The organism is Variovorax beijingensis (assembly GCF_003951285.1).
In the GTDB taxonomy this organism is placed as follows: Bacteria; Pseudomonadota; Gammaproteobacteria; order Burkholderiales; family Burkholderiaceae_C; genus Variovorax; species Variovorax beijingensis.
In genome coordinates, this window is record NZ_RXFQ01000026.1 from 23402 (window position 1) to 44231 (window position 20830).

Sequence of the window (20830 nt, forward strand, 5' to 3'; positions counted from 1 at the left end):
GATGTTTTCATCCCCTGGATCGGTCATGCCTCGCCCGCCCGCCTTCGCGCCGGGCGGCGCGCCGCGGCGCCTGCCGCGCTTGCGCGCGCCGTTCGCACGGGCCGAGCGGCCGGCGCTCGCGCGGCAGGAACTGCAGATCGCGCTGTGCGTGCCGCTGGGCGGCACGGCCGGCATCTGGGGGCCGTCCGCGATGTCGTCGGCCAAGCTGGCGGTCGCCGAGCTCAACCGCGAGGCCGGCATCGGCGGGCGCGGCTGCCGGCTCCTGACCGTCAACGCCGCGGACGACGCCCCCGACATCGAGGCCACGCTGATCGAGCTGGTGCAGGCGGGCGACATCGACGCCATCATCGGCATGCACACCAGCGCCGTGCGCCAGCGCATCCTGCGGGCCGTCGGCGGGCAGATCCCGTTCGTCTACACCCCGCTCTACGAAGGCGGGGAGTCGACGCCGGGCGTCTTCGCCATCGGCGAGACGACCGCGCGCCAGCTCGGGCCGGCCATCCGCTGGCTCGGTGCGCGCAAGCGCCCGCGGCGCTGGTTCGCCATCGGCAACGACTACGTGTGGCCGCACGTGTCGCACCGCATGGCGCGCGGCTACATCGCCGAGGCCGGCGGCGAGCTGGTGGGCGAGATGTACGTGCCCTTCGGCACCACCGACTTTTCCGAGGCGCTCGACGCGCTGCGCCGGGGCCGCGCCGACGCGGTCGTGCTGTCGCTGGTCGGGCAGGACGCGATCGAGTTCAACCGCGCCTTCGGCGCCGCCGGCCTGTCGCGCGCGATGTTCAGGCTGTCCTGCGCGATCGGCGAGAACGAGCTGCTGGGCATCGGCGCCGACAACGCCGAGGACCTCTACGTCGCCTGCGGCTACTTCGCCACGCTCGACACCGAGGCCAACCTGGCCTTCAAGGAACGCTACCGGTCGCACTTCGGCGAGCGCGCGCCCACGCTCAACACCTTCGGCCAGTCGACCTACGAGGGCATGCACTTCCTCGCGGCGCTGCTCGAGCGCCAGCGGCGCCCGGCGGCCGGCCACGAGGGGCTGGGCGCGTCGCCGCTGCGCTACCGCAGCGCGCGCGACGCGGCCTACGGCGCCGACGGCATCACCCACACCCCGATCTACCTGGCCCGCGCCGAGGGCAATGCGTTCCGCGTGATCACGCGGCTGTGAGTGGCAGGGCGACGCATTTTATTTTCCAAAGAAAATAAAATACTTGACTTGGAAAATATCAGATTCCAGAATCCCTCCGTGCCGCGCCCCTGCCCGATGGGCAGCAGGCGAGCCCTTCCACCCGAAACACGGAGTCGTTCATGGCCATCAAGCGTCCCACCCTGGATCAGCTGCAAGACGTCGCGCTGAGCCTGGGCATCCACCTGTCCGAAGCGCAGGCGAGCAGCTACCACGCGCTGCTGCAGCCCAACTTCGATGCCTACGACGCGGTCGACGCGATGCCCGACTACCTGCCCGTGGTGAGCTACGCGCGCACGCCCGGCTACCGCCCGCTGGGCGAGGAGAACAAGTACGGCGCCTGGTACGTCAAGACCACGATCAAGGGCAAGCCAGAAGGCAAGCTCGCCGGCAAGACGGTGGTGCTCAAGGACAACGTCTGCCTGGCCGGCGTGCCGATGATGAACGGCGCCTCCACGCTCGAAGGCTATGTGCCGAACGTCGACGCCACGGTCGTCACGCGGCTGCTCGATGCCGGCGCCACGGTGGTGGGCAAGTCGGTCTGCGAGTACTTCTGCTTCTCGGGCGGCTCGCACACCAGCGCCTCGGGCCCGGTGCACAACCCGCACCGCATGGGCTACTCGGCCGGCGGCTCGTCGTCGGGCAGCGCGGCGCTGGTGGCCGCGGGCGAGGTCGACCTGGCCATCGGCGGCGACCAGGGCGGCTCCATCCGCATGCCGGCGTCCTACTGCGGCATCTACGGCATGAAGGCCACGCATGGCCTGGTGCCCTACACGGGCGTGATGCCGATCGAGCTCACCCTGGACCACACGGGCCCGATGACGGCCAACGTGACCGACAACGCGCTGATGCTCGAGGTGCTGGCCGGCCCCGACGGGCTCGATCCGCGCCAGCATGCGGGCCAGGCCGCCAAGCCCTACAGCGAGCTCATGAAGGACGGCGTGCGCGGCCTGCGCATCGGCATCGTCAAGGAGGGCTTCGGCTGGCCCCAGTCGGATGCCGCCGTCGGCGCCAAGGTGCGCAAGGCGGCCGAGGTGTTCACGAAACTGGGCGCCATCGTCAGCGAGGTGTCGGTGCCGATGCACGCGGTCGGCCCGGCGATCTGGCTGCCGATCGCGGCCGAGGGCGCGACCCAGCAGATGATGAAGGACAACGGCCACGGCTTCAACTGGAAGGGCCTCTACGTCACGAGCATGGTCGACTTCCACGCCGGCTGGAAGCAGCGCGCCGACGAACTCTCGGAAACGCTCAAGCTCACGATGGTGCTGGGCGAGTACTTCATCAAGCACTACCGCGGCCACTACTACGCCAAGGCGCAGAACCTCGCGCGCCAGCTGACCGCGGCCTACGACAGCACGCTGGCCGACTTCGACCTGCTGCTGATGCCCACGCTGCCGATCACGGCCACGCCGCTGCCGCCGCCCGGCGCGAGCATCGAGGAAGTGATCGCGCGCGCCTTCGAGGTGCTGCCCAACACCTGTCCCTTCGACGTCACGGGCCACCCGTCGATGAGCGTGCCCTGCGGGCTCGTCGACGGCCTGCCGGTCGGGATGATGCTCACCGGCCGCCACCACGACGAAGCCACCATCTACCGCGCCGCCTATGCCTTCGAGCAGGCCGGCGACTGGAAGGCCATCTGAGGCTTTCATCCGCTTTCCTTCCGTTCCTGCCTTTTTCATGAACACAGCGGCGGCTGCGCCCGCCGAACACCGAGGAGTTAGTCCCATGGATCGTCGTTCCTTCATCCAGTCGTCGGCCGCCGCGCTGGCCGGCACCGCGGTGCCGCTGTTCCCGATGGCCGCCATGGCGGCCGACGAGATCGTCGTCGGCAGCATCATCGACATGTCGGGCGGGCTGGACATCTACGGCAAGCCGATGGCCGACTGCATGGCGCTCGCGGTCGAGGAGCAGAACGCGGCCGGCGGCCTGCTGGGCAAGAAGCTCAAGCTCGCCACCTACGACCCGCAGTCGAACATGCAGCTGTATGCGCAGTTCGCGCAGCAGTCGGCGCTCAAGGACAAGTCGACGGTGGTGATGGGCGGCATCACCTCGGCCTCGCGCGAGGTGATCCGGCCGGTGCTCACGCGCAACAAGACGCTGTACTTCTACAACACGCAGTACGAAGGCGGCGTGTGCGACCGCAACACCTTCTGCACCGGCGTCACGCCCGGGCAGACCGTTGCCAAGCTCATTCCCTACGCCATGAAGAAGTGGGGCAAGAAGGTCTACGTGGTGGCGGCCGACTACAACTACGGCCAGATCACCTCGCAGTGGGTGAAGAAGTTCGTGCAGGACAACGGCGGCTCGGTGGCTTCCATCGACTTCTTCCCGCTCGACGTGACCAACTTCGGCCCGACCATCTCGAAGATCGAGGCGGCCAAGCCCGACATGATCGTCTCGGCGCTGGTGGGTGGGGCGCACATCTCGTTCTACCGCCAGTGGGCGGCCGCGGGCCTGACCAGGAAGATCCCGCTCGCGTCCACCACCTTCGCGGGCGGCAACGAGCACATCGTGCTGTCGCCGGCCGAGACCGACGGCTTCCTCATTTCGTACAACTATTTCCAGAACCTCGACACGCCGCAGAACAAGGCCTTCAAGGAGCGCTTCTACAAGCGCTTCGGCGCCGACTATCCCAACATCACCGAGCTCGCGATGGGTACCTACCAGGGCTTCAAGCTCTGGGCCGAGGGCGTGAAGAAGGCCGGCTCGCTGGACCGCGAGAAGATGATCGCGGCGCTGGAGACCGGCATCAGCATCGACGGCCCGAGCGGCAAGGTCACGCTCGATGCGGCCACCCACCACTGCGTGCTGAACGTGAGCATCGCGGAGGTGCGCAACAAGCAGCTCAACATCGTCGAGACCTTCCAGCAGCAGCCGCCGGTGGACACCAGCGCGGTGTGCAACCTCGTGAAGAATCCGAAGGACAACCAGCAGTACGTGATCAAGGCCTGAGGGCAGGGCGCCGGCATGGATCTCGCGTTCGTCGTCCTCATCCAGGTGCTCTACGCGGTGGCGAGCCTGGTCATCGTCTCGGCCGGGCTGGCCGTCATCTTCGGGATGATGAAGGTCATCAACCTCGCGCACGGCGAGTTCATGATGCTCGGCGCCTATGCCGTCATCGCGGCGCTCGGCCTCGGCATCAACCTGTGGATCGCGATCTTCGTCGTCGCGCCCATCGCGGTGGGCGTCGTCGGCGTGGTGCTGGAGCGGCTGGTCATCCGGCGCCTGTACGGCCGCATGGTCGACACCATGCTGGCCACCTGGGGGCTGTCGCTGCTGCTGGTGGGCATCGTCACCTCGGTGGCGGGCAACACCACGGCGGGCGTCTCGGCGCCGCTTGGCAGCTTCTCGGTCGGGGCCTACTCGGTCAGCGGCTACACGCTGGTGATCATCGCGGTGGCCGTGGCGCTCGCGCTCGCGATCCGCTTCGTGCTCACGCGCACGCAGCTCGGCCTCATCGCGCGCGGCACCATGCAGAAGCCCGACATGGCGAACGCGCTGGGCATCAGCCCGAGCCGCGTGTACTCGGTCACCTTCGCGGTCGGCGCCGCGCTCTCGGGCCTGGCCGGCGGGCTGCTCGCGCCGCTGACCGGGGTGGTGCCGACCATGGGCGCGGCCTTCGTGGCCAAGGCCTTCATCACCGTGATCGGCGGCGGTCCGGCCATCCTCGCGGGCCTGCTCGGCGCTTCCGGCCTGTTCGGTGCCATCAACCAGCTCGCGACCTTCGTGACCACGCCGGTGCTCGGCGAGGTGGCGCTGCTCGTCGCGGCCATCGTGATGCTGCGGCTGCTGCCGCAAGGCATCACCGGACGTTTCTTCAAGGGGTCCCTGTGAACCGTTTTGCCAAGTCCTGGGCCAGCGCGGCGGTCAGCCTGGCGGTGGGCATCGCGCTGCTCTTCGGCCTGCCCGGCGTGATGGACGACTACACGCTGATCGAGGTCACGATCTACGCCGTGATGTCGATCCTCGGCGTCAGCCTGGCCTTCATCTGGGGCTTCGGCGGCATCCTGTGCTTCGGCCAGGCGGCCTTCTTCGGCCTGGGCTCGTACACCTACGCGATCGCGGTGATGAACATGGGCGACAGCACCGTGCCCTTCCTGCTCGCGATCGTGGTGCCCGCGCTGTTCGCCGCGCTCTTGGGCTACGTGATCTTCTACGGCCGGCTGTCGGACGTGTACATGGGCGTGATCACGCTCACCGTCACGCTGATCCTGTTCAACCTGATCAACTCCACCGCCGGGCCCGAGTGGCGCATCGGCAGCGCGCCGCTGGGCGGCTTCAACGGCATCCCGGCGATACCGACGCTCAACTGGCCCGGTCGGCAGGACGAGGTGCTGACGCCGAAGGACCTGTTCTACGTCGCCTTCACCTGCCTGCTGCTGGTGTACCTCGGGCTGCGCGTGCTGATCGCCTCCAAGATCGGCCGCGTGATCGTGGCGGCCAAGGAGAACGAGCAGCGCGTGCTGCTGCTGGGCTACGACGCGCGCGTCTACAAGCTCCTGTGCTTCACGCTGGGCGGCGCGATCGCGGGCCTGGCGGGCTGCCTGTTCGCGAACTGGGGCGCGTTCACGAGCCCGACCATCTTCGGCCTTGCGCAGTCGGCGCAGATCATCATCTGGGTCATCGTCGGCGGCCTGGGCACGCTGGTCGGGCCGATCATCGGCTGCGTCGCGATCCAGTGGCTCACCTCGCAGATCGGCACGCAGCAGGCCTTCAACGCGAACCTGGTGCTCGGCGGCATCCTGGTGGTCTTCGTGCTGCTGGTGCCGCGCGGCATCGTGCCGACCCTCGGCGACCTGATCGACATGGCGTGGCGGCGCTGGCGCAAGGCGCCGGCCCACGCTCCGAACGTGGCCATGACCGCGGCGGCCGCGACGGAGACGGCGCCATGAGCACGCCCCTGATCGAGACGCGCGACCTCAACGTGCGCTTCGGCGGCGTGCACGCCACGCGCGACGTCAACTTCACATTGGCCGAGGCCGAGCTGCGCTGCGTGATCGGCCCCAACGGTGCCGGCAAGAGCACCTTCTTCAAGCTGCTGACCGGCCAGGTCAAGCCGACCTCGGGCCAGATCCTGTTCCGCGGCCAGGACATCTCGAAGATGCAGCCGCACGACCCGGGCCGCCTGGGCATCGGCATCAAGACCCAGGTGCCCAGCCTGTTCAACGGCCTGAGCGTGTGGGAGAACGTATGGCTCTCGGCGCGGCGCCTCAACAGCACCGCGCAGGCCGACCGCATCACGCGCGAGACGCTCGAGCGCGTGGGCATGCACGCTTACCGCGACGTCACGGCGGGCCTTCTGGCGCACGGCATGCGGCAGTGGGTGGAGATCGGCGTGGTGATCGCGGCCGATCCGCCGCTGATCCTGCTCGACGAGCCGGCCGCCGGCATGAGCGACGCCGAGGTGGCGCGCACGGCCGAGCTCATCCTGGAAATCAACCGCCAGCATGCGCTGGTGGTGGTGGAGCACGACATGAACTTCATCCGCATGATCGCCAGGAAGGTGACGGTGCTGCACCAGGGCGCCGTGATCAAGGAGGACACGCCGGACCGCATCATGAGCGACCCGCTGATCCAGCAGATCTACCTCGGCAAGAAGCCGCACTGAACCCGGAAGGCACGCATGCTCGAAGTCAGGGGTCTCCATGCCGGCTACGGCGCCATCCCGGTGCTGCACGATGTCTCGCTCGCCATCGCCCGGGGCGAGTCGGTGGGCATCCTGGGCCACAACGGCATGGGCAAGACCACGCTGCTGCGCACGCTGGTCGGCGCGCTGCGCGCCACCGCCGGCACCGTGCGCTTGGGCGGCGCCGACATCACGCGCCATGCGCCGCACGCGCGGGCGCGCCTGGGCATGGCCTACGTGCCGCAGGGGCGCGAGATCTTTCCGGCGCTCAGCGCGATGGACAACCTGCGCATGGGCCTGGTGAAGACCGGCGAGCGCACGATGGACACCATCGAGGCGCTGCTGGAGGACTTTCCGCGCCTGAAGCCGCTGCTCGAGCGGCCCGGCGGTTCGCTCTCGGGTGGCGAGCAGCAGCTGCTGGCGCTGGCGCGTGCGCTCGCCGGCAGGCCCACGCTGCTCCTGCTCGACGAGCCGACCGAGGGCATCCAGCCTTCGATCATCGAGGAGATCGCCGAGACGCTGGCCGCGCTGCGCGACCGCATGAAGCTCACGATCGTGCTGGTGGAGCAGAACCTCGAATTCATCGCGGCCGTGTCGCAGCGCGTGCTGGTCATCAAGCGCGGCCAGATCGGCGGCGAGATCCCGCGCGAGCACCTCGGCGATTTCGAAATCATGAGCCAATACACAGGAGTCCACGGATGAGCAACGAACTGCATTACCTCGAGCTGGTCGACGTCGGCCGGCGCATCCAGCGCAAGGAGCTCTCGCCGGTCGAGGTCACGCAAGCGCAGCTCGCGCGCATCGAGAAGGTCGACGGCGCGCTCAAGAGCTATGTGATCGTGATGGCCGAACACGCGCTGGCCGACGCGCGCCGCGCCGAGGCCGAGATCGCCCGGGGCGAGATCCGCGGGCCGCTGCACGGCGTGCCGGTGGCGGTGAAGGACCTGTGCTGGACAAAAGGCGTGGCCACGGCCGCCGGCATGACGCTCTACCGCGACTTCGTGCCCACCGAGGACGGCACGGCCGTGCGCAAGCTGCGCGAAGCCGGTGCCGTGATCCTCGGCAAGCTGCAGCTCACCGAGAGCGCCTATGCCGACCATCACCCCAGCGTCACGCCGCCGGTCAATCCGTGGAACGCGGCGCACTGGTCGGGTGCCTCGTCGAGCGGCTCGGGCGTGGCGACCGCGGCGGGGCTTTGCTATGGCTCGCTCGGCACCGACACGGGCGGCTCGATCCGCTTTCCGTCCTCGGCCAACGGCCTGACCGGCCTGAAGCCGACCTGGGGCCGCGTGAGCCGCCATGGCGCCTTCGAGCTGGCCGCCACGCTCGACCACATCGGCCCGATGACGCGCAGCGCGGCCGATGCGGGTGCGATGCTCGGCGCCATCGCGGGAGCCGATCCGAAGGACCCGACCGCGAGCCTCGCGGCCGTGCCCAACTACCTCGCGGGCATGGAGCGCGGCTTGCGCGGCCTGCGCGTGGGCATCGACGCGCGCTGGAACGCGGAGGGCGTCGATGCGGCCACCGCGCAGGTGATGGAAGGCGCGCTCGCGGCCGTGCGCGAACTCGGCGCCGAAGTGCGTCACGTGACATTCCCCGACCCGGCGCAGGTCATCGCCGACTGGTTCCCGCTGTGCGGCATCGAGGCGGCCGTGGTGCACGAGTCGACCTATCCCGCGCGCAAGCAGATGTACGGCCCGGCGCTGTCGGGCCTGCTCGAGCTGGGCCGTGCGCAAAGCGGCATCGACTACCAGAAGATCGTGCTCCGCCGCCACGCCTTCAGCGGCAGGGTGCGCGAGATGTTCGAGGGCATCGACCTGCTGCTGATGCCCTCGCAGGGCGTCGCCTCGCCCACGCTCGCGCGCATGCTGAGCTTCGGCGAGGACGCCGAACTGATGTCCGCGATGCTGCGCTACACCTGCCCGCTGGACATGAGCGGCAGCCCGACGATCACGCTGCCCGGCGGCTTCACCGATGCGGGCACGCCGGTCGCATTCCAGTTCGTCGCGCGCCACTTCGAGGAAGAGCTGCTGGTGCGCGCCGGCTGGGCCTTCCAGCAGGCGACCGACTGGCACCGGCGGCACCCGGCGCTGTAGCCCTTCCTTCATGTACGACACGATCATCGTCGGCGCGGGTTCCGCGGGCTGCGTGCTGGCCAATCGGCTGTCGGCCGATCCGGCGCGCAAGGTGCTGCTGCTGGAGGCCGGCCGCGCGGCACCGCGCAACGCCGACATCCCCGCCCACTGGCCGCTGATGCTCGACACCGAGGTCGACTGGGGTTTCCACACCGTGCCCCAGCCCGGCTGCCGGATGCGGCGCATGTACTGGCCGCGCGGCCGGATGATCGGCGGCTCGGGCGCACTCAACGCCATGATCTACATGCGCGGCGTGCCTTCCGACTACGCGCGCTGGGAGGCGGCCGGCTGCCCGGGCTGGGGCTGGCGCGAGGTGCTGCCGGCCTTCAGGAAGTCCGAGCGCAACCTGCGCTGGACCGGCTCGCCGCTGCATGGCGCCGAGGGTGAACTGGTGATCTCGGACGTCGGCCACATCGATCCCGTGGAGCGCCTGTGGCTCGACGCCGCGCAGGCCGCGGGGCTGCCGCCCAATGAAGATTTCAACGGCGATGCGCAAGAGGGCGTCGGCCTGTTCCAGGCAACCATCCAGGACGGCGAGCGCTTCGGCACCGGCAAGGCCTTCCTCCAGCCTGCGCTCGCGCGGCCCAACCTCACGGTGCGCACCGGCGCCGTGCTGCTGCGCGCGTGCTTCAGGGGCACGCGCGCGACCGGCGTGGCGTTCCTGGACAACGGTGTGTTGCAGACGGCCGAGGCGTCTTCCGAGGTCGTGCTCTGCGCCGGGGCCATCGGTTCGCCGCAACTGCTGCTGCATTCGGGCATCGGTCCGGCCGACGAGCTCGCGGCGCTCGGCATCCGTGCGCTGCTCGACCTGCCCGGCGTGGGCCGCAACCTGCAGGACCACATCAATTGCCCCGTGAGCTTCGCGACCACGCGGCGCTTCGGCATTGCACAGGCGAGCGCCGCGGAGGCTGCCGCCGACCTGGCGCAATGGGAGGCCACGCGCAGCGGACCGCTGAGCTCCAACTGGTCGGCCTGCGGCGGCTTCGCGCGCATCGGGGCAGAGGCCGAGGACCCCGACCTGCAGCTCTACTGCATCGCCACGTCGCACCGCGACCATGCGCGCTACCAGTCGACGCAGCCCGGCATCACGCTGTTCTCGGTGGCGCAGCGGCCGCAAAGCCGCGGCGTCCTGCGGCTGCGCTCGGCCGATCCGCTCGAACAGCCCGCGATCGACCCGCGCTACTTCAGCGACCCCGAAGGCGCCGACCTGCGGCTGGTGGTCGAGGGCATCCGGCTGCAGCGGCGCATCGCGGCGCAGTCGCCGTTGCGCGAGGTGATTGCCGCGGAGTTCGAGGGCAGCGCGACGGCCCGATCGGACGAGGCGCTGGCCGAGTTCGTGCGCGCCCAGGCCACCACGCTCTATCACCCGACCAGCACCTGCACCATGGGAACCCATGCCATGGCGGTGGTCGACCCGGCCTGCCGCGTGCATGGCACCGAGGGGCTCTACGTGGCCGACGCCTCGGTGTTCCCCTCGATGGTCTCGGGCAACACCAATGCGCCGACGATCATGGTGGCCGAGCGCGCGGCCGGTTTCATCCTGCGCTGACTTCGTCCAGGCGCCGGGTCACGGCGGCTGCTGCCGCGCGTAGCGGCCCGGTGGTTGGCCCACGCAGCGCCTGAACGCCGTGCTGAACGTGCTGGCGCAGCCATAGCCGACGCGTTCGGCAACTTCTGCGATGCCGACGTCGTTGCGAGCGAGCAGATCCTTCGCGATGGCCATGCGCCAGCCAAGCAGGTACGCCATCGGCGGCAGGCCGACGGCGCGCGAGAAGCGCTCGAAGAACGCCGAGCGCGACAGTGCGGCCTTCCCTGCGAGGTCGGCCACCGTCCACGGATGCGCGGGGTCGCCGTGAAGATGCCGCAGCGCGATCGACAGCCGCGGGTCTGCCAGGCCGCGAAGCAGCCCCGGCGGCGCGGCTTCGCCGGGCGTCGAGCGCAGAGCCTCGATCAGCAGCAGTTCGACAAGGCGCTCGAGCACAAGGTCGCGCCCCGGCTTCTGTTCGAGCGACTCCTCCCTCACGAGCTGCACCAGGACGGAAAGCCGCCCGATGTCGCGCACGTGCAGCAGCGTCGGAAGCAGCGACGCCAGCAGCGAGGCATCCGGCGAATCGAAGGCGAAGTAGCCGCCGAGCATGCGCATGCCGGGCGGGCCTTCGCGCCTGCCGTGGCGGATCTCGTCCGTCGGCGCGGGTGCCAGCTTGGGGTCCACGGCGACCGGCACCGCCGGCGCAAGACCCGACATGGTGAATCCCGGTGTCGCCGGCATGAGCACGAAGTCGCCGGCGACCAGGGCAAGGGGTTGCTGTCCGTCCACCGCAAGAACGCATTCGCCCTCGAGCATCGTGCAGAAGCTGGGCTCGCCGAATGCCGAATAGCGCACTGCCCACGAGCCGGCGCCGCTGATCACCTTCGCGTACACCGCGCGCGGGCGAAGCAGCTGGACGACCTGTGCGAGTGGATCAGCCATGCAGGACTCCTGCAAACAAAGTACGGACTCCGAATTATAGGAAGTCCTTCCGGCCCGCGATAACGTGACGCACCTCAACCCAAGCTCAAAGGAATTGCGATGAAGACCATCCTGATCACCGGCTGCTCGTCCGGCTACGGCCTGGAAACCGCGCGCCACTTCCAGGCCCGGGGCTGGCAGGTGATCGCCACCATGCGGACGCCGCGCGCCGAGCTCTTCCCTCTTTCGGGGCGCCTGCGCGTGCTGCCCCTGGACGTGACGAAGCCCGAAAGCATTGCCGCCGCGCTCGAAGCCGCCGGACCGATCGACGTCCTCGTGAACAACGCCGGCCTCGGACTCTTCGGGGCGTTCGAGGCGACGCCGATGGCCACCGTGCGCGACATCTTCGAGACGAACACCTTCGGCACGATGGCGATGACCCAGGCCGTGCTGCCGCAGTTCCGGCGCCGCAGGTCGGGGCTGGTCATCAACGTGACGTCGACCGTCACGCTCGCGCCGATGCCACTCGTGGCGGCGTACACCGCGAGCAAGACCGCAATCGAAGGTTTCACGGAGTCGCTGGCGCTCGAGCTCGCTGCGTTCGACGTTCGAGTGAAGCTCGTCGAGCCCGGCTATGGGCCGGGCACGCGCTTCACGGCCAATGGGGCAGAGCGCATGCAAGGCCTGATTCCCGAGGCCTATGCCCCCTTCGCGCAGTCCGTCTTCGCGGCGCTGGGCAGGCCGGCGGCAGTGACCACCGAGCCGGAGGTGGCCGAGGCCGTGTGGCGCGCCGCGGGCGACCCCGCCGCAACGCTGCGGTATCCGGCGGGTGCCGACGCGCTCGCGCTCGCACTCGCACGGAACACCGCTGCCTTGCGCCAGTCCGGCGTGTGAAGGCTCAGCGTGCCGCCATCCGCCGCGGGCGCACACCGGACGGGCTGCCTGCAGCCACCATGCCCGAGCGCCTCCTGACCAGGGCCGCAAGCTCGGCGGGCGGCACGGGGCGGCTGAAGAGATAGCCCTGCATTTCGTCGCACCCGTGGGCGCGCAGGAATTCCAGCTGCTGCTCGGTCTCGACGCCTTCGGCGATGACCTTGAGATCGAGCTCGTGCCCCAGCGAAATGATGGCCTTGGCGATGGTCTTGTCGTCTTCGTCGCCGGGAATGTCGCGCACGAAGGCGCGATCGATCTTCAGCCGGGCGATGGGGAAACGCTTGAGCGCGCTCAGGCTCGAATAGCCGGTGCCGAAATCGTCGATGGAGAACTGCACGCCCGTCGCCTGCAGGGCCCTCATCGACTGCAGGGCTTTCTCGAGGTCTTCCATGACCATGCTCTCGGTCAGCTCCAGTTCGAGGAACCGGGCTTCGAGCCCGCTGTCCTCGAGCGCCTGTGCGACCTGCTCGATCAGGGTCCGCTCCCGGAACTGCCGCGCCGACACGTTGACCGAAATGCTGAAGGCCGGCAGGCCGGCGTCCTGCCAGGCCTTGTTCTGGAAGCAGGCGGTGCGCAGCACCCATTCGCCGATGGGAACGATCAGGCCGGTCTCCTCGGCCAGGGGAATGAACTCCACCGGAGATATGAGGCCGCGCTCGGGATGCCGCCAACGGATCAGGGCCTCCGCGCCTGTCACCTGGCCCGACCCCATGTCCACCTGCGGCTGGTACAGGAGGTGGAACTCGCTGCGCGCGATGGCATGGCGCAGGCCGTCGCGCAGCGCGAGCTCGTCGCGGATCGCGCCGCTCATCTCGGCCGCATAGAACTTGAAGTTGTTGCGTCCCGAAGCCTTGGCGCGGGACATCGCGGCATCGGCGTTCATGAGCAGGGCGTCGGCATCGGCACCGTCCGCAGGATAGGTGGCCACGCCCAGGCTGCCCGTGACCTGGCCCCCCTCCTGGCCATCGATCTGGACGGGCTGCGCAATGGCCTGGAGCAGCCGTTGCAGCGCCGGCGCGACCTCGGTCCCGTCCCCGGGCTGGTCGTACAGAATGATCACGAATTCGTCGCCGCCCGTTCGCACCACCGTGTCCACGCTGCGCAGGCATTGGCGCATGCGTTCGGCCATGACCTTCAGCAATTCGTCGCCGGCCTTGCGGCCAAGGCTGTCGTTGATCCGCTTGAAGCCGTCCAGGTTGATGAACACCACCGTCATCAGCCGGCCGTAGCGATCGGCATACGAGATGGCCTGCCTGAGACGATCTTCCAGCAGTGCGCGGTTCGGAAGCCCGGTCAGCGGGTCGTGGGTGGCCTGGTGCTTCAGGGTGTCGGCGCTGCTCTGCAGCAGCGCATTGGAATTCTCGATCGACTCGGCCATCTGGTTCATGGCGTTCGCAAGGATGCCGAATTCATCCGCGCGGCCCTGCGGCGTCCTGGCACTGAAATCCCCCGCGGCGACGCGCCCGGAAAAGGCGACGAGCCGGGCGATGGAGCCCGTGATGCGCCGCGAGACGACCGTTGCGGCCGCCACGCTCAGCAGGATGGCCAGGGCGACCAGCGCGATGACCGCCCAGCGCGAGAACCTGGCTGCGCGTTCGACATCGCTGCGCGTCTGGAGCGCGCGCTTGGTCGCCTCGGTGTGCAGCGCCTCCACCGAGGATTCGATGGCCACGGCCGTGGCCAGGTAGCCTTGGCGCAGCGCATCGGCCGATTCCGGAAGGCCTTCCTTGCCATGCTGCGCGATGAACGCGAGGAATCCGTCCTCGTACTGCCGGGTCTGGATCTCGATCCGGTCGACCTGGTGCCTGAATTTCGGATCGGTCGAGAGGATCCGAAGGCTGGCAAGGTACTCCCGCATGTCCAGCAAATGGTTCTGCATGGCCGGCAAGGAGCGCTCGCTCGCCTGCGCCACGCCGAGCCGGTCCGCGGACAGCAGCAGTTCGTTCTCGGCGTCGCGGGCCTTGTACATCGCCAGCGAGCTGCGCAGGCTCAGGTCCGCCATCCGGTTGTCGCTGCCGAGCAGCTTGTCGATGGCGGCCGCGGAACGCTGTTCGCTGAGATAGAAGGACGCGCCCAATGCGAGCATCAGCACAATGACGACGCCGAATCCGAGCGCGATCTCCACCCGCAGGCTGCGCATTCTTCTCTCCCACGAGACGCCAGTCGGGAACTTGATCAATTGCGGCTCGCTCCCAAGTCGCTGTTGGAGAGATGCGTCACTGCTTTCGCTCTGCGTCGACCATCTTCAGGAACGTGCGCACGTTCTCGTCGCCCGCGAAGCGCCTGATCTCCTCGCGGGCGCCCTGGGTGGCCGCACGGAATGGCGCCGGGTCGGGGCGCGTGAGCTTCACGCCGGCGGCAACCATCTTCGCGATCAGCTCCTCCTCTTCGGCAATGATCTTCTTGCGCATGCCGTCGCCTGCCGCCTTGCTCTCTTCACGCACGATCGCCTGCTCGGCCGGCGTGAGCCTCGCCCAGGTCCTGGTGCTCATGAGGTGGAGCGTGTTGTAGTACACATGGCGGGTCAGGGCGAGGTGCTTTTGCACTTCGTACAGCTTGTTGTAGTAGATGACATTGAGTGGGTTCTCCTGGCCGTCGACCAGGCCCTGCGACAGCGCCTGGGGAAGCTCCTTGAAGCCGACCTTGCTGACCTGTGCACCCAGCGCCTGCATGGTGGCCTCGAGTTCGGCGACAGGCGGAACGCGCATCCTGAGGCCCCGCATGTCTTCGGGCACGTTGATGGGGCGCTTGTTGTTGGTGATGTTGCGGAATCCCCACTCCCAGTTGGACAGGATGACGAAGCCCTGCTTCTCGGCCAGCGGCGCGAGCCAGTTCATTGCCGGGCCATCGAGCACGCGGTGGGCATGCGCATAGCTGTCGAAGAGATACGGCATGACGACGACGGAGAACGTCTTCTCGTACTTGATGAGGTAGTTCATCGAGGTCACGTCCATGTCGACCGCGCCCAGCCGGACCTTCTGCAGCAGTTCGTTCTCGCTGCCGAGCTGGGACGCGGGAAAGATCTCCGTGCGGACCTGCCCGTGGGTGCGCTCCTCGACCCGATTGGCGAACTGGAGCGCCGCCAGATGGGCCGGGTGCACGGTGGTGGCGGCGTGCACCAGCGACAGCACCACGGGATCGGCATGCGCCGCCGGCGCCAGAGCGGCGAAGCCCCACGTCGCGGCAAGCAGCAAGAGTGCTTTTCTCATGCGGCGGCCTCGTGGTCCCCGCCCTTGCTGCGCTCGCTCTGCTCCATGGTGCCCGAGCGCAGGAAGTCGCCGGCCTCGGTGGCCATCACGGCCTCGCTGAAGTAGTAGCCCTGCGCCAGCGTGGTGGCGCCGGTCGATTGAAGAAAGGCGAGCTGCGTCTGCGTCTCCAGTCCCTCCACGATGATGCCGATGCGCGCTTCGCGCGCGAGATTCATGATGGCGCGAACCGTGGCCGCGCTGTCCGGGTCGTCGATCGCCCGCTTGAGCATCGACTGCGCGATCTTCAGGTGGTTCACGCGGTAGGTGCGCAGGTATTCGAACGACGAGTATTCGGTGCCGAAGTCGTCGATCGCAATGCGCACGCCGAGCGCCCGCAGCTTCGGCAGCACGTCGTTGTGGGTCCATGTCATCTGGGCCAGCGTCGACTCCGTCACGTCGAACTCCAGCACGGACGGATCGAGCTGCCATTTGGCGAGGCCCTCGGTCACGTCGCGGATCAACTCGCTGCCCTGCCTGAGCTGCCCGAGCGACAGGTTGATGGCCACGACGGGCGGTGCCACGCCCTGTTCGCGCCACGCGCTCATCTGCCTGCATGCCTGGTCCAGCACCCAGCGGCCCAAAACGACGATGCCGCCGGTGCGCTCCGCAATCGGCACGAACGCGGCCGCGTCGAGCAGGCCGCGCTTGGGATGGTTCCAGCGCAGCAACGCTTCCACGCCCACGATCTTTCCGGAGGACAGCTCGACCTGCGGCTGGTAGTAGAGCTCCAGCTCCTCGCGTTCGATGGCCTTCTTCAGGTCTTCGCCGAGCGCCACCCGGTCGCGGACATCCCGGTCGAGCTCTTCCGAGTGGAAGTGGTATTGGTTGCGCCCCTGTTCCTTCGAGCGGTAGAGCGCCACGTCGGCCTGTGCGAGCATTTCCTCGGGGCTTTCGCTGCCCGGGGTGTAGGGGCAGATCCCGATGCTGGCCGAGGCATGCACCTGGTTGCCGTCGATCATGTACGGGCGCGCCAGCTCCTGCTGGATCTTCGCGGCCAGCGCGCCCGCGGCGGCCGGGTCGGCCATTTCGCTTTGCAGCACGGCAAACTCGTCGCCGCCCAGGCGGGCCACCACGTCGGTCTCGCGCGTGCAGTTCTTCAGGCGCAGTGCCACCTCGCGCAGCAGCAGGTCGCCGCCCGGATGGCCGAACATGTCGTTGACCGGCTTGAAGTGGTCCAGGTCGAGACAATGGAGCGCAAACGGCACGGAGCCGCGCCGTGCCGCCGCATGGGCCTGGTGCAGACGCTCGACGAGCGTGGCGCGGTTGGCCAGGCCCGTGAGCCCGTCGGTGCGCGCCAGCCTTGCCAGTTGCTCCTCTGCCGCCTTGCGCTCGGTGACGTCGATGACGATGCCCTCGACCTCAATGAGCCGGCCGTCCTTGTCGCGCACCGGAACGTAGCGGTTCTCGACCCAGCGCCGCGCGCCGTCGCCGGTGCACAAGCGGTATTCGATCGATGCGCCTTCGGCGTCCTTCTCGAGCACGCGCGCCATCGCGGCGGCCACGCCGGGCTGGTCGGCCGGGTCGATCAGCACGTCCGCCCAGTTCGGGTTGGCCAGCAGGGCCGCCGGTTCGTGGCCGAACTTGGTGATGTTGTGCGAGATGTAGATCAGCGGGAACGCCGGCTCGCCGCGCAGGCGGTAGAGGATGGTCGGGCTGTTCTGCACGATGATGTTGGCGTCCGACAGTTCGCGCGTGCGTTCCTCCACGGCCTGCTCGAGCTGGTTCATCTTGAACGCGGCGTCTTCCGTCATCTGCCACTTCATGGTGAGGGCGCTGGCCAGCTGGCGCACCTCGATCGGATCGAAGGGCTTCTTGAGCACCAGCAGGCGGTCGCGCGCGTCCAGCCGCTCGAACACCTCGACCCACGACTGGTCCGCATAGGCCGTGCAGATCACGATCTGCAGGCGCGGGTCTTCGAGCCACAGCTGCTCGATGGTCTCGACGCCGTCCCACCCCGGAGGCATGCGCATGTCGATGAACGCCATGGCGTAGGGAGCCTCGGCCTCCAATGCCTCGCGCAGCTTCGCGAGCGCCTCCTGTCCCTGGTAGGCGCTGTCCAGCACGAAGTCCACTTCGCTTTTCCTGGCCGAGGTTCCGAACAACGCGGACTCCAGGTCGTCCAGGTTCGCGTCCGCGGCCGCCGGAAGAAGAATCTTGCGGAAGTCCTCATGGATGGCCGGCGTGTCGTCCGCCAGCAGGATGCGGCGGTTCTGCGGTTTGCTCATGGCGTCTGTCCCGCCTTTCTGATCGGAAGTTCGAGCGTGAAGGTGGCGCCGGTGCCGGGTCCGTCGCTGTGGACCGCCAGTGTGCCGCCCATCTCGCGCGCCGCGTTCGCCGCGCTGTGCAGGCCGAAGCCGTGGCCGTCCTTCTTGGTGGTGAACCCGTGCACGAATACCCGCGTGAGGTTTTCGGGGGCGATGCCGACGCCCGTGTCTGCGACGCGGATGCGCAGCATCTCGTCCCCGACGATCTCCGCATTCAGCATGAGCTTCGCGCTGTCGTCCGCCGCCGCCTCCATCGCCTGCCTGGCATTGCGCACCAGGTTCATCAGCACCTGCAGCACGCGGCCCCTGTCCAGCGGCAGCTCGGGAATCCGGGCCATGTCGCTCTCCATCACCACCTGGTGGCGCGCCAGGCCCGTGGCGTTCATGCGCAGTGCATCCTCGACCACCTCGTGGATGCGTATCGCCTCGACCAGGCCGGAGGCGCCGGCATGGGCCTGCTGCGCGGCAATGATTTCCTTGATGTGGTCGACGCTCTTGCCCAGTGCCACCAGTTCATCGACGACGGCGCGCTGCTCCGCCACCAGAAGCGGCGCCAGCTGCACCAGGTAGCCTGGGAGCATCTTGCCCTTGGGGTCGGAGGCGAGGAAGGTGCCCAGGTCGTCCGCGTGCTCGTTCATCAACTGCACCGCGCGCGCGATCCCTTCCACCTTGGACGTGCGAACCCTGGAAAGAATCAATCCGGCGGATACGTTGACGCTGTTGAGCACGTTGCCCACGTTGTGCAGCACGTTGGTGGCGATCTCGGCCATGCCGGCCGAGCGCGCGGCCGCCACCAGGTCGGCCTGCGTCTTGCGCAGCACCCGGTTGACTTGCTCGTTCTCGCGCAGCGCCGCTTCCAGTTCCGCGGTGCGGCTGAGCACCTGCTCCTCCAGCATGATCGTGGTCTGGAAGAGGTTGAAGTCGGAGCCTTGCGCGTTGGCGCTGCGCTCGGCCCGGTCCATCAGGGCCTGGATGATCTTGTTGAGCCGCGCGATCTCGTCCGTCGAGGAAAGCGCTTGCGCGCCGGGGCGCTGCAGTGTTGCGGTCTCAGACATGGCTGGCCTCCCCGCCGTTAGTGCCGAATGCAATGCCGACCAGCGTCTGGTTGACGTGCACGCCGCGGAACTGCTCCCCGTAGGTGTGGAAGCCGACCGTGTTGTTCTCCTGCAGGAGTTCGCCGATGCGGTCCTTCGCGCTGCTCTGCGCGATTTCCAGCTTGCGCAGGATGCAGTCATAGCCCAGCACCAACTGCGGCGGCCCGATCTCGGCGCGTATGCCGGCAAAGGCCTGCTCCAGGTTCTGCAGCAGGTCCACGCCCTTGGCCACGCGCAGCACCAGCCCGTTCTCGATGGCGCAGAAGAAAGTCAGGCTGCCGTCCGCGTTGGCCTTCTGGATCGAGCGCACATAGGTGGTGCCGCCGATCGTCAACACCACCGGCCAGGCCGCGAAGCGCGAGGGGTCCAGGTCGGAGGCGTCGATGCCGAGCATCCTCGCGTACTCCTGGCTCGCCGGCAGGCCGTTGATTTCCTTGACGGTGCGCGAGGCGGCATCTGCGTCGGTCACGACCAGCCTGTCGTCGGTGGCGACGACGTGCTGCGTCTTGAAGATGCGAAACGGCATGCGCGACACCACGAGCACCAGCACCGCGCAGTCGGAGCCGAACCGGCCGTCCCAGTAGACCTGGGTCCGGTCGAACTTCATGCCGTCGCCGGCCGAACCGCCGAGCAGCGGAAGCCTGCCCAGCGCGGTCTGGAATGCGCGCGTGACGGGCTCTTCGCGCAGCGACAGGCCGTCGATCAGGAGCAGCGCGAAGCTGTGGTCCGCGTCGCCGGGCGGGCCCTCGGCCAGCAGCTTGTGCAGCAGCGCCTGGGCGAAGTCCTGGCCGGCCTCCACCTTGAACTGCTGCAGTTGCTCGACCTGGCCTGCGGCCACCCTGAAGTGGCTGGCCGGAAAACTCGCACCCGCCAGGCTGTGGTCGCGGAAGCCGGCGGGGCCGATCTCCCCGGCCGTGGTGCAGCCCACCACCGGCACGTCGCCGAACAGGCGTTTCATCTCGTCGGCCAGCGTTTCGAGGTCGTAGTCGCTGGAGCAATAGAAGATCACCAGTGCCATGCCGGGCTGCGCCACCATGGCATGGAATTCCTGCGCGGCCTTGCGAGGGTCTGCCGCGCAGGAGTGGGCTTTGCGTAGGCAGTCCGTGTCCGTCATGTGGCGACTCCTTGTATGGTGAGCCCATTAGACGCTGGAAGAATTGCCGCAGTCGACCGATTCCATGCGGGACATCCCTGCCGAGGCCCTGGATCTTTCTCGACCTTCGCGAGTTGCGTAGATGAAAAGTTCTAACGCAAGGTGCCGACTGTTCAACCTACGCCGATCGAATTACTGCCTGCGCGTCTTGCCGCAGCCGCTCAGAGGCACTGCCATGCCTTCAGCGCCTGCTGCAATTGGGCGCCCGCGTCCGCGAGCGCCGCATCGTTGCGGACCTCGATGGCCGCCATGCCCGGCGGCAGCCGGAAGTCGAGCGCCCGCCGCACGCGTGCATCGACCATCTGCGACGTTTCCCGCTGGCGTGCGAGCAGACGGCGGCGCAGCGTCTCGGCGTCGGCCGTGATGTGGGCGACGACCAGTTCGGGAAAGAGCCGTGCGGCCTGGGGCAGGTAGGCGCGCGAGCCGTTCACGATCACGGTCCTGCCGTCGCAGCGTGCCGCGAGTTCCGCGCGCGCGATGCCGTAGTGCAGGGCATTGGCTTCCCAGTGCATCGCGAACGCGCCGGCCTCGCGCAGGCGCATGAACGCGGCCGTGTCGACGCTGTCGTGCTGCTCGCCCTGCGGCTGCACCGGGCGCGTGATGGTGCGGCGCGCGAAGTGCACGCGGGCGTCTTGCGGCAACTGCTGCTTCAGCCAGTCGATGACGCTGTCCTTGCCCGCGCCCGAGGGGCCGACCACATAGACCAGGCGGCCGGTCGCTGCGGCGTTCATTGGTGCACGGC

17 protein-coding genes are annotated in these 20830 nt (G+C 68.4%); 10 read left to right on the top strand and 7 right to left on the bottom strand.

Annotation, left to right across the window (positions count from 1 at the left end; genetic code table 11):
- Positions 1 to 25 precede the first annotated feature (25 nt).
- The 9 genes from EJO66_RS29575 to EJO66_RS29615 all read left to right on the top strand — a co-directional run bounded on the left by EJO66_RS29575 (position 26) and on the right by EJO66_RS29615 (position 10496).
- Positions 26 to 1168, top strand: a complete 1143-nt coding sequence (locus EJO66_RS29575) for a substrate-binding domain-containing protein (RefSeq protein ID WP_223262320.1) — start codon at positions 26 to 28, stop codon at positions 1166 to 1168.
- Between the two features lie 140 nt (positions 1169 to 1308).
- Positions 1309 to 2826, top strand: coding sequence for an amidase (locus tag EJO66_RS29580; RefSeq protein ID WP_124959907.1), 1518 nt, complete (start codon positions 1309 to 1311; stop codon positions 2824 to 2826).
- Positions 2827 to 2911: 85 nt separating this feature from the next.
- Positions 2912 to 4138, top strand: a complete 1227-nt coding sequence (locus EJO66_RS29585; protein WP_124959908.1) for an urea ABC transporter substrate-binding protein — start codon at positions 2912 to 2914, stop codon at positions 4136 to 4138.
- A 15-nt stretch (positions 4139 to 4153) separates the two neighbouring features.
- Positions 4154 to 5020, top strand: coding sequence for an ABC transporter permease subunit (locus tag EJO66_RS29590; RefSeq protein ID WP_124959909.1), 867 nt, complete (start codon positions 4154 to 4156; stop codon positions 5018 to 5020).
- Positions 5017 to 6078 (top strand): branched-chain amino acid ABC transporter permease, encoded by a 1062-nt coding sequence (locus tag EJO66_RS29595; RefSeq protein ID WP_240648886.1) that lies wholly within the window; start codon positions 5017 to 5019, stop codon positions 6076 to 6078. The genes EJO66_RS29590 and EJO66_RS29595 overlap by 4 nt, the downstream gene beginning before the upstream one ends.
- Positions 6075 to 6794: an ATP-binding cassette domain-containing protein gene (locus EJO66_RS29600; protein WP_124959910.1), complete on the top strand. Its 720-nt coding sequence runs from the start codon at positions 6075 to 6077 to the stop codon at positions 6792 to 6794. Before EJO66_RS29595 ends, EJO66_RS29600 begins: the two co-directional genes overlap by 4 nt.
- A gap of 15 nt (positions 6795 to 6809) precedes the next feature.
- On the top strand, positions 6810 to 7514 hold the full coding sequence (locus tag EJO66_RS29605) for an ABC transporter ATP-binding protein (protein ID WP_124959911.1): 705 nt from the start codon (positions 6810 to 6812) through the stop codon (positions 7512 to 7514).
- Entirely contained in the window at positions 7511 to 8908 is a 1398-nt protein-coding gene (locus tag EJO66_RS29610; RefSeq protein WP_125966891.1) for an amidase, read from the top strand. Before EJO66_RS29605 ends, EJO66_RS29610 begins: the two co-directional genes overlap by 4 nt.
- Before the next feature lie 10 nt (positions 8909 to 8918).
- Positions 8919 to 10496: a GMC family oxidoreductase gene (locus EJO66_RS29615; protein WP_125966892.1), complete on the top strand. Its 1578-nt coding sequence runs from the start codon at positions 8919 to 8921 to the stop codon at positions 10494 to 10496.
- Between the two features lie 18 nt (positions 10497 to 10514).
- Here the strand turns inward: EJO66_RS29615 and EJO66_RS29620 are convergent, their stop codons facing one another.
- Positions 10515 to 11417, bottom strand: coding sequence for an AraC family transcriptional regulator (locus EJO66_RS29620; RefSeq protein WP_125966893.1), 903 nt, complete (start codon positions 11415 to 11417; stop codon positions 10515 to 10517).
- A 99-nt stretch (positions 11418 to 11516) separates the two neighbouring features.
- Here EJO66_RS29620 and EJO66_RS29625 point away from each other — a divergent pair, with 99 nt between their 5' ends.
- Positions 11517 to 12290, top strand: coding sequence for an SDR family oxidoreductase (locus tag EJO66_RS29625; RefSeq protein WP_125966894.1), 774 nt, complete (start codon positions 11517 to 11519; stop codon positions 12288 to 12290).
- 4 nt (positions 12291 to 12294) lie between these two features.
- Here EJO66_RS29625 and EJO66_RS29630 read toward each other — a convergent pair whose 3' ends face one another.
- From EJO66_RS29630 to phnN, 6 genes are all read right to left on the bottom strand, one after another.
- The gene (locus EJO66_RS29630; RefSeq protein ID WP_125966895.1) at positions 12295 to 14469 is read right to left on the bottom strand and encodes a putative bifunctional diguanylate cyclase/phosphodiesterase; all 2175 of its coding nucleotides are present in this window, start codon (positions 14467 to 14469) and stop codon (positions 12295 to 12297) included.
- Between the two features lie 76 nt (positions 14470 to 14545).
- The gene (locus EJO66_RS29635) at positions 14546 to 15538 is read right to left on the bottom strand and encodes a TRAP transporter substrate-binding protein (protein ID WP_125966896.1); all 993 of its coding nucleotides are present in this window, start codon (positions 15536 to 15538) and stop codon (positions 14546 to 14548) included.
- The gene (locus tag EJO66_RS29640; protein WP_125966897.1) at positions 15535 to 17802 is read right to left on the bottom strand and encodes a putative bifunctional diguanylate cyclase/phosphodiesterase; all 2268 of its coding nucleotides are present in this window, start codon (positions 17800 to 17802) and stop codon (positions 15535 to 15537) included. Before EJO66_RS29640 ends, EJO66_RS29635 begins: the two co-directional genes overlap by 4 nt.
- Positions 17799 to 18896, bottom strand: coding sequence for a sensor histidine kinase (locus EJO66_RS29645; RefSeq protein WP_125966898.1), 1098 nt, complete (start codon positions 18894 to 18896; stop codon positions 17799 to 17801). The genes EJO66_RS29640 and EJO66_RS29645 overlap by 4 nt, the downstream gene beginning before the upstream one ends.
- Positions 18889 to 20049, bottom strand: a complete 1161-nt coding sequence (gene nosP / locus EJO66_RS29650; RefSeq protein ID WP_125966899.1) for a nitric oxide-sensing protein NosP — start codon at positions 20047 to 20049, stop codon at positions 18889 to 18891. The genes EJO66_RS29645 and nosP overlap by 8 nt, the downstream gene beginning before the upstream one ends.
- Before the next feature lie 200 nt (positions 20050 to 20249).
- Positions 20250 to 20819 carry a phosphonate metabolism protein/1,5-bisphosphokinase (PRPP-forming) PhnN gene (gene phnN / locus EJO66_RS29655; RefSeq protein ID WP_164547942.1) on the bottom strand — a complete coding sequence of 190 codons (570 nt, stop codon included), beginning with the start codon at positions 20817 to 20819 and terminating at the stop codon, positions 20250 to 20252.
- Positions 20820 to 20830 lie beyond the last annotated feature (11 nt).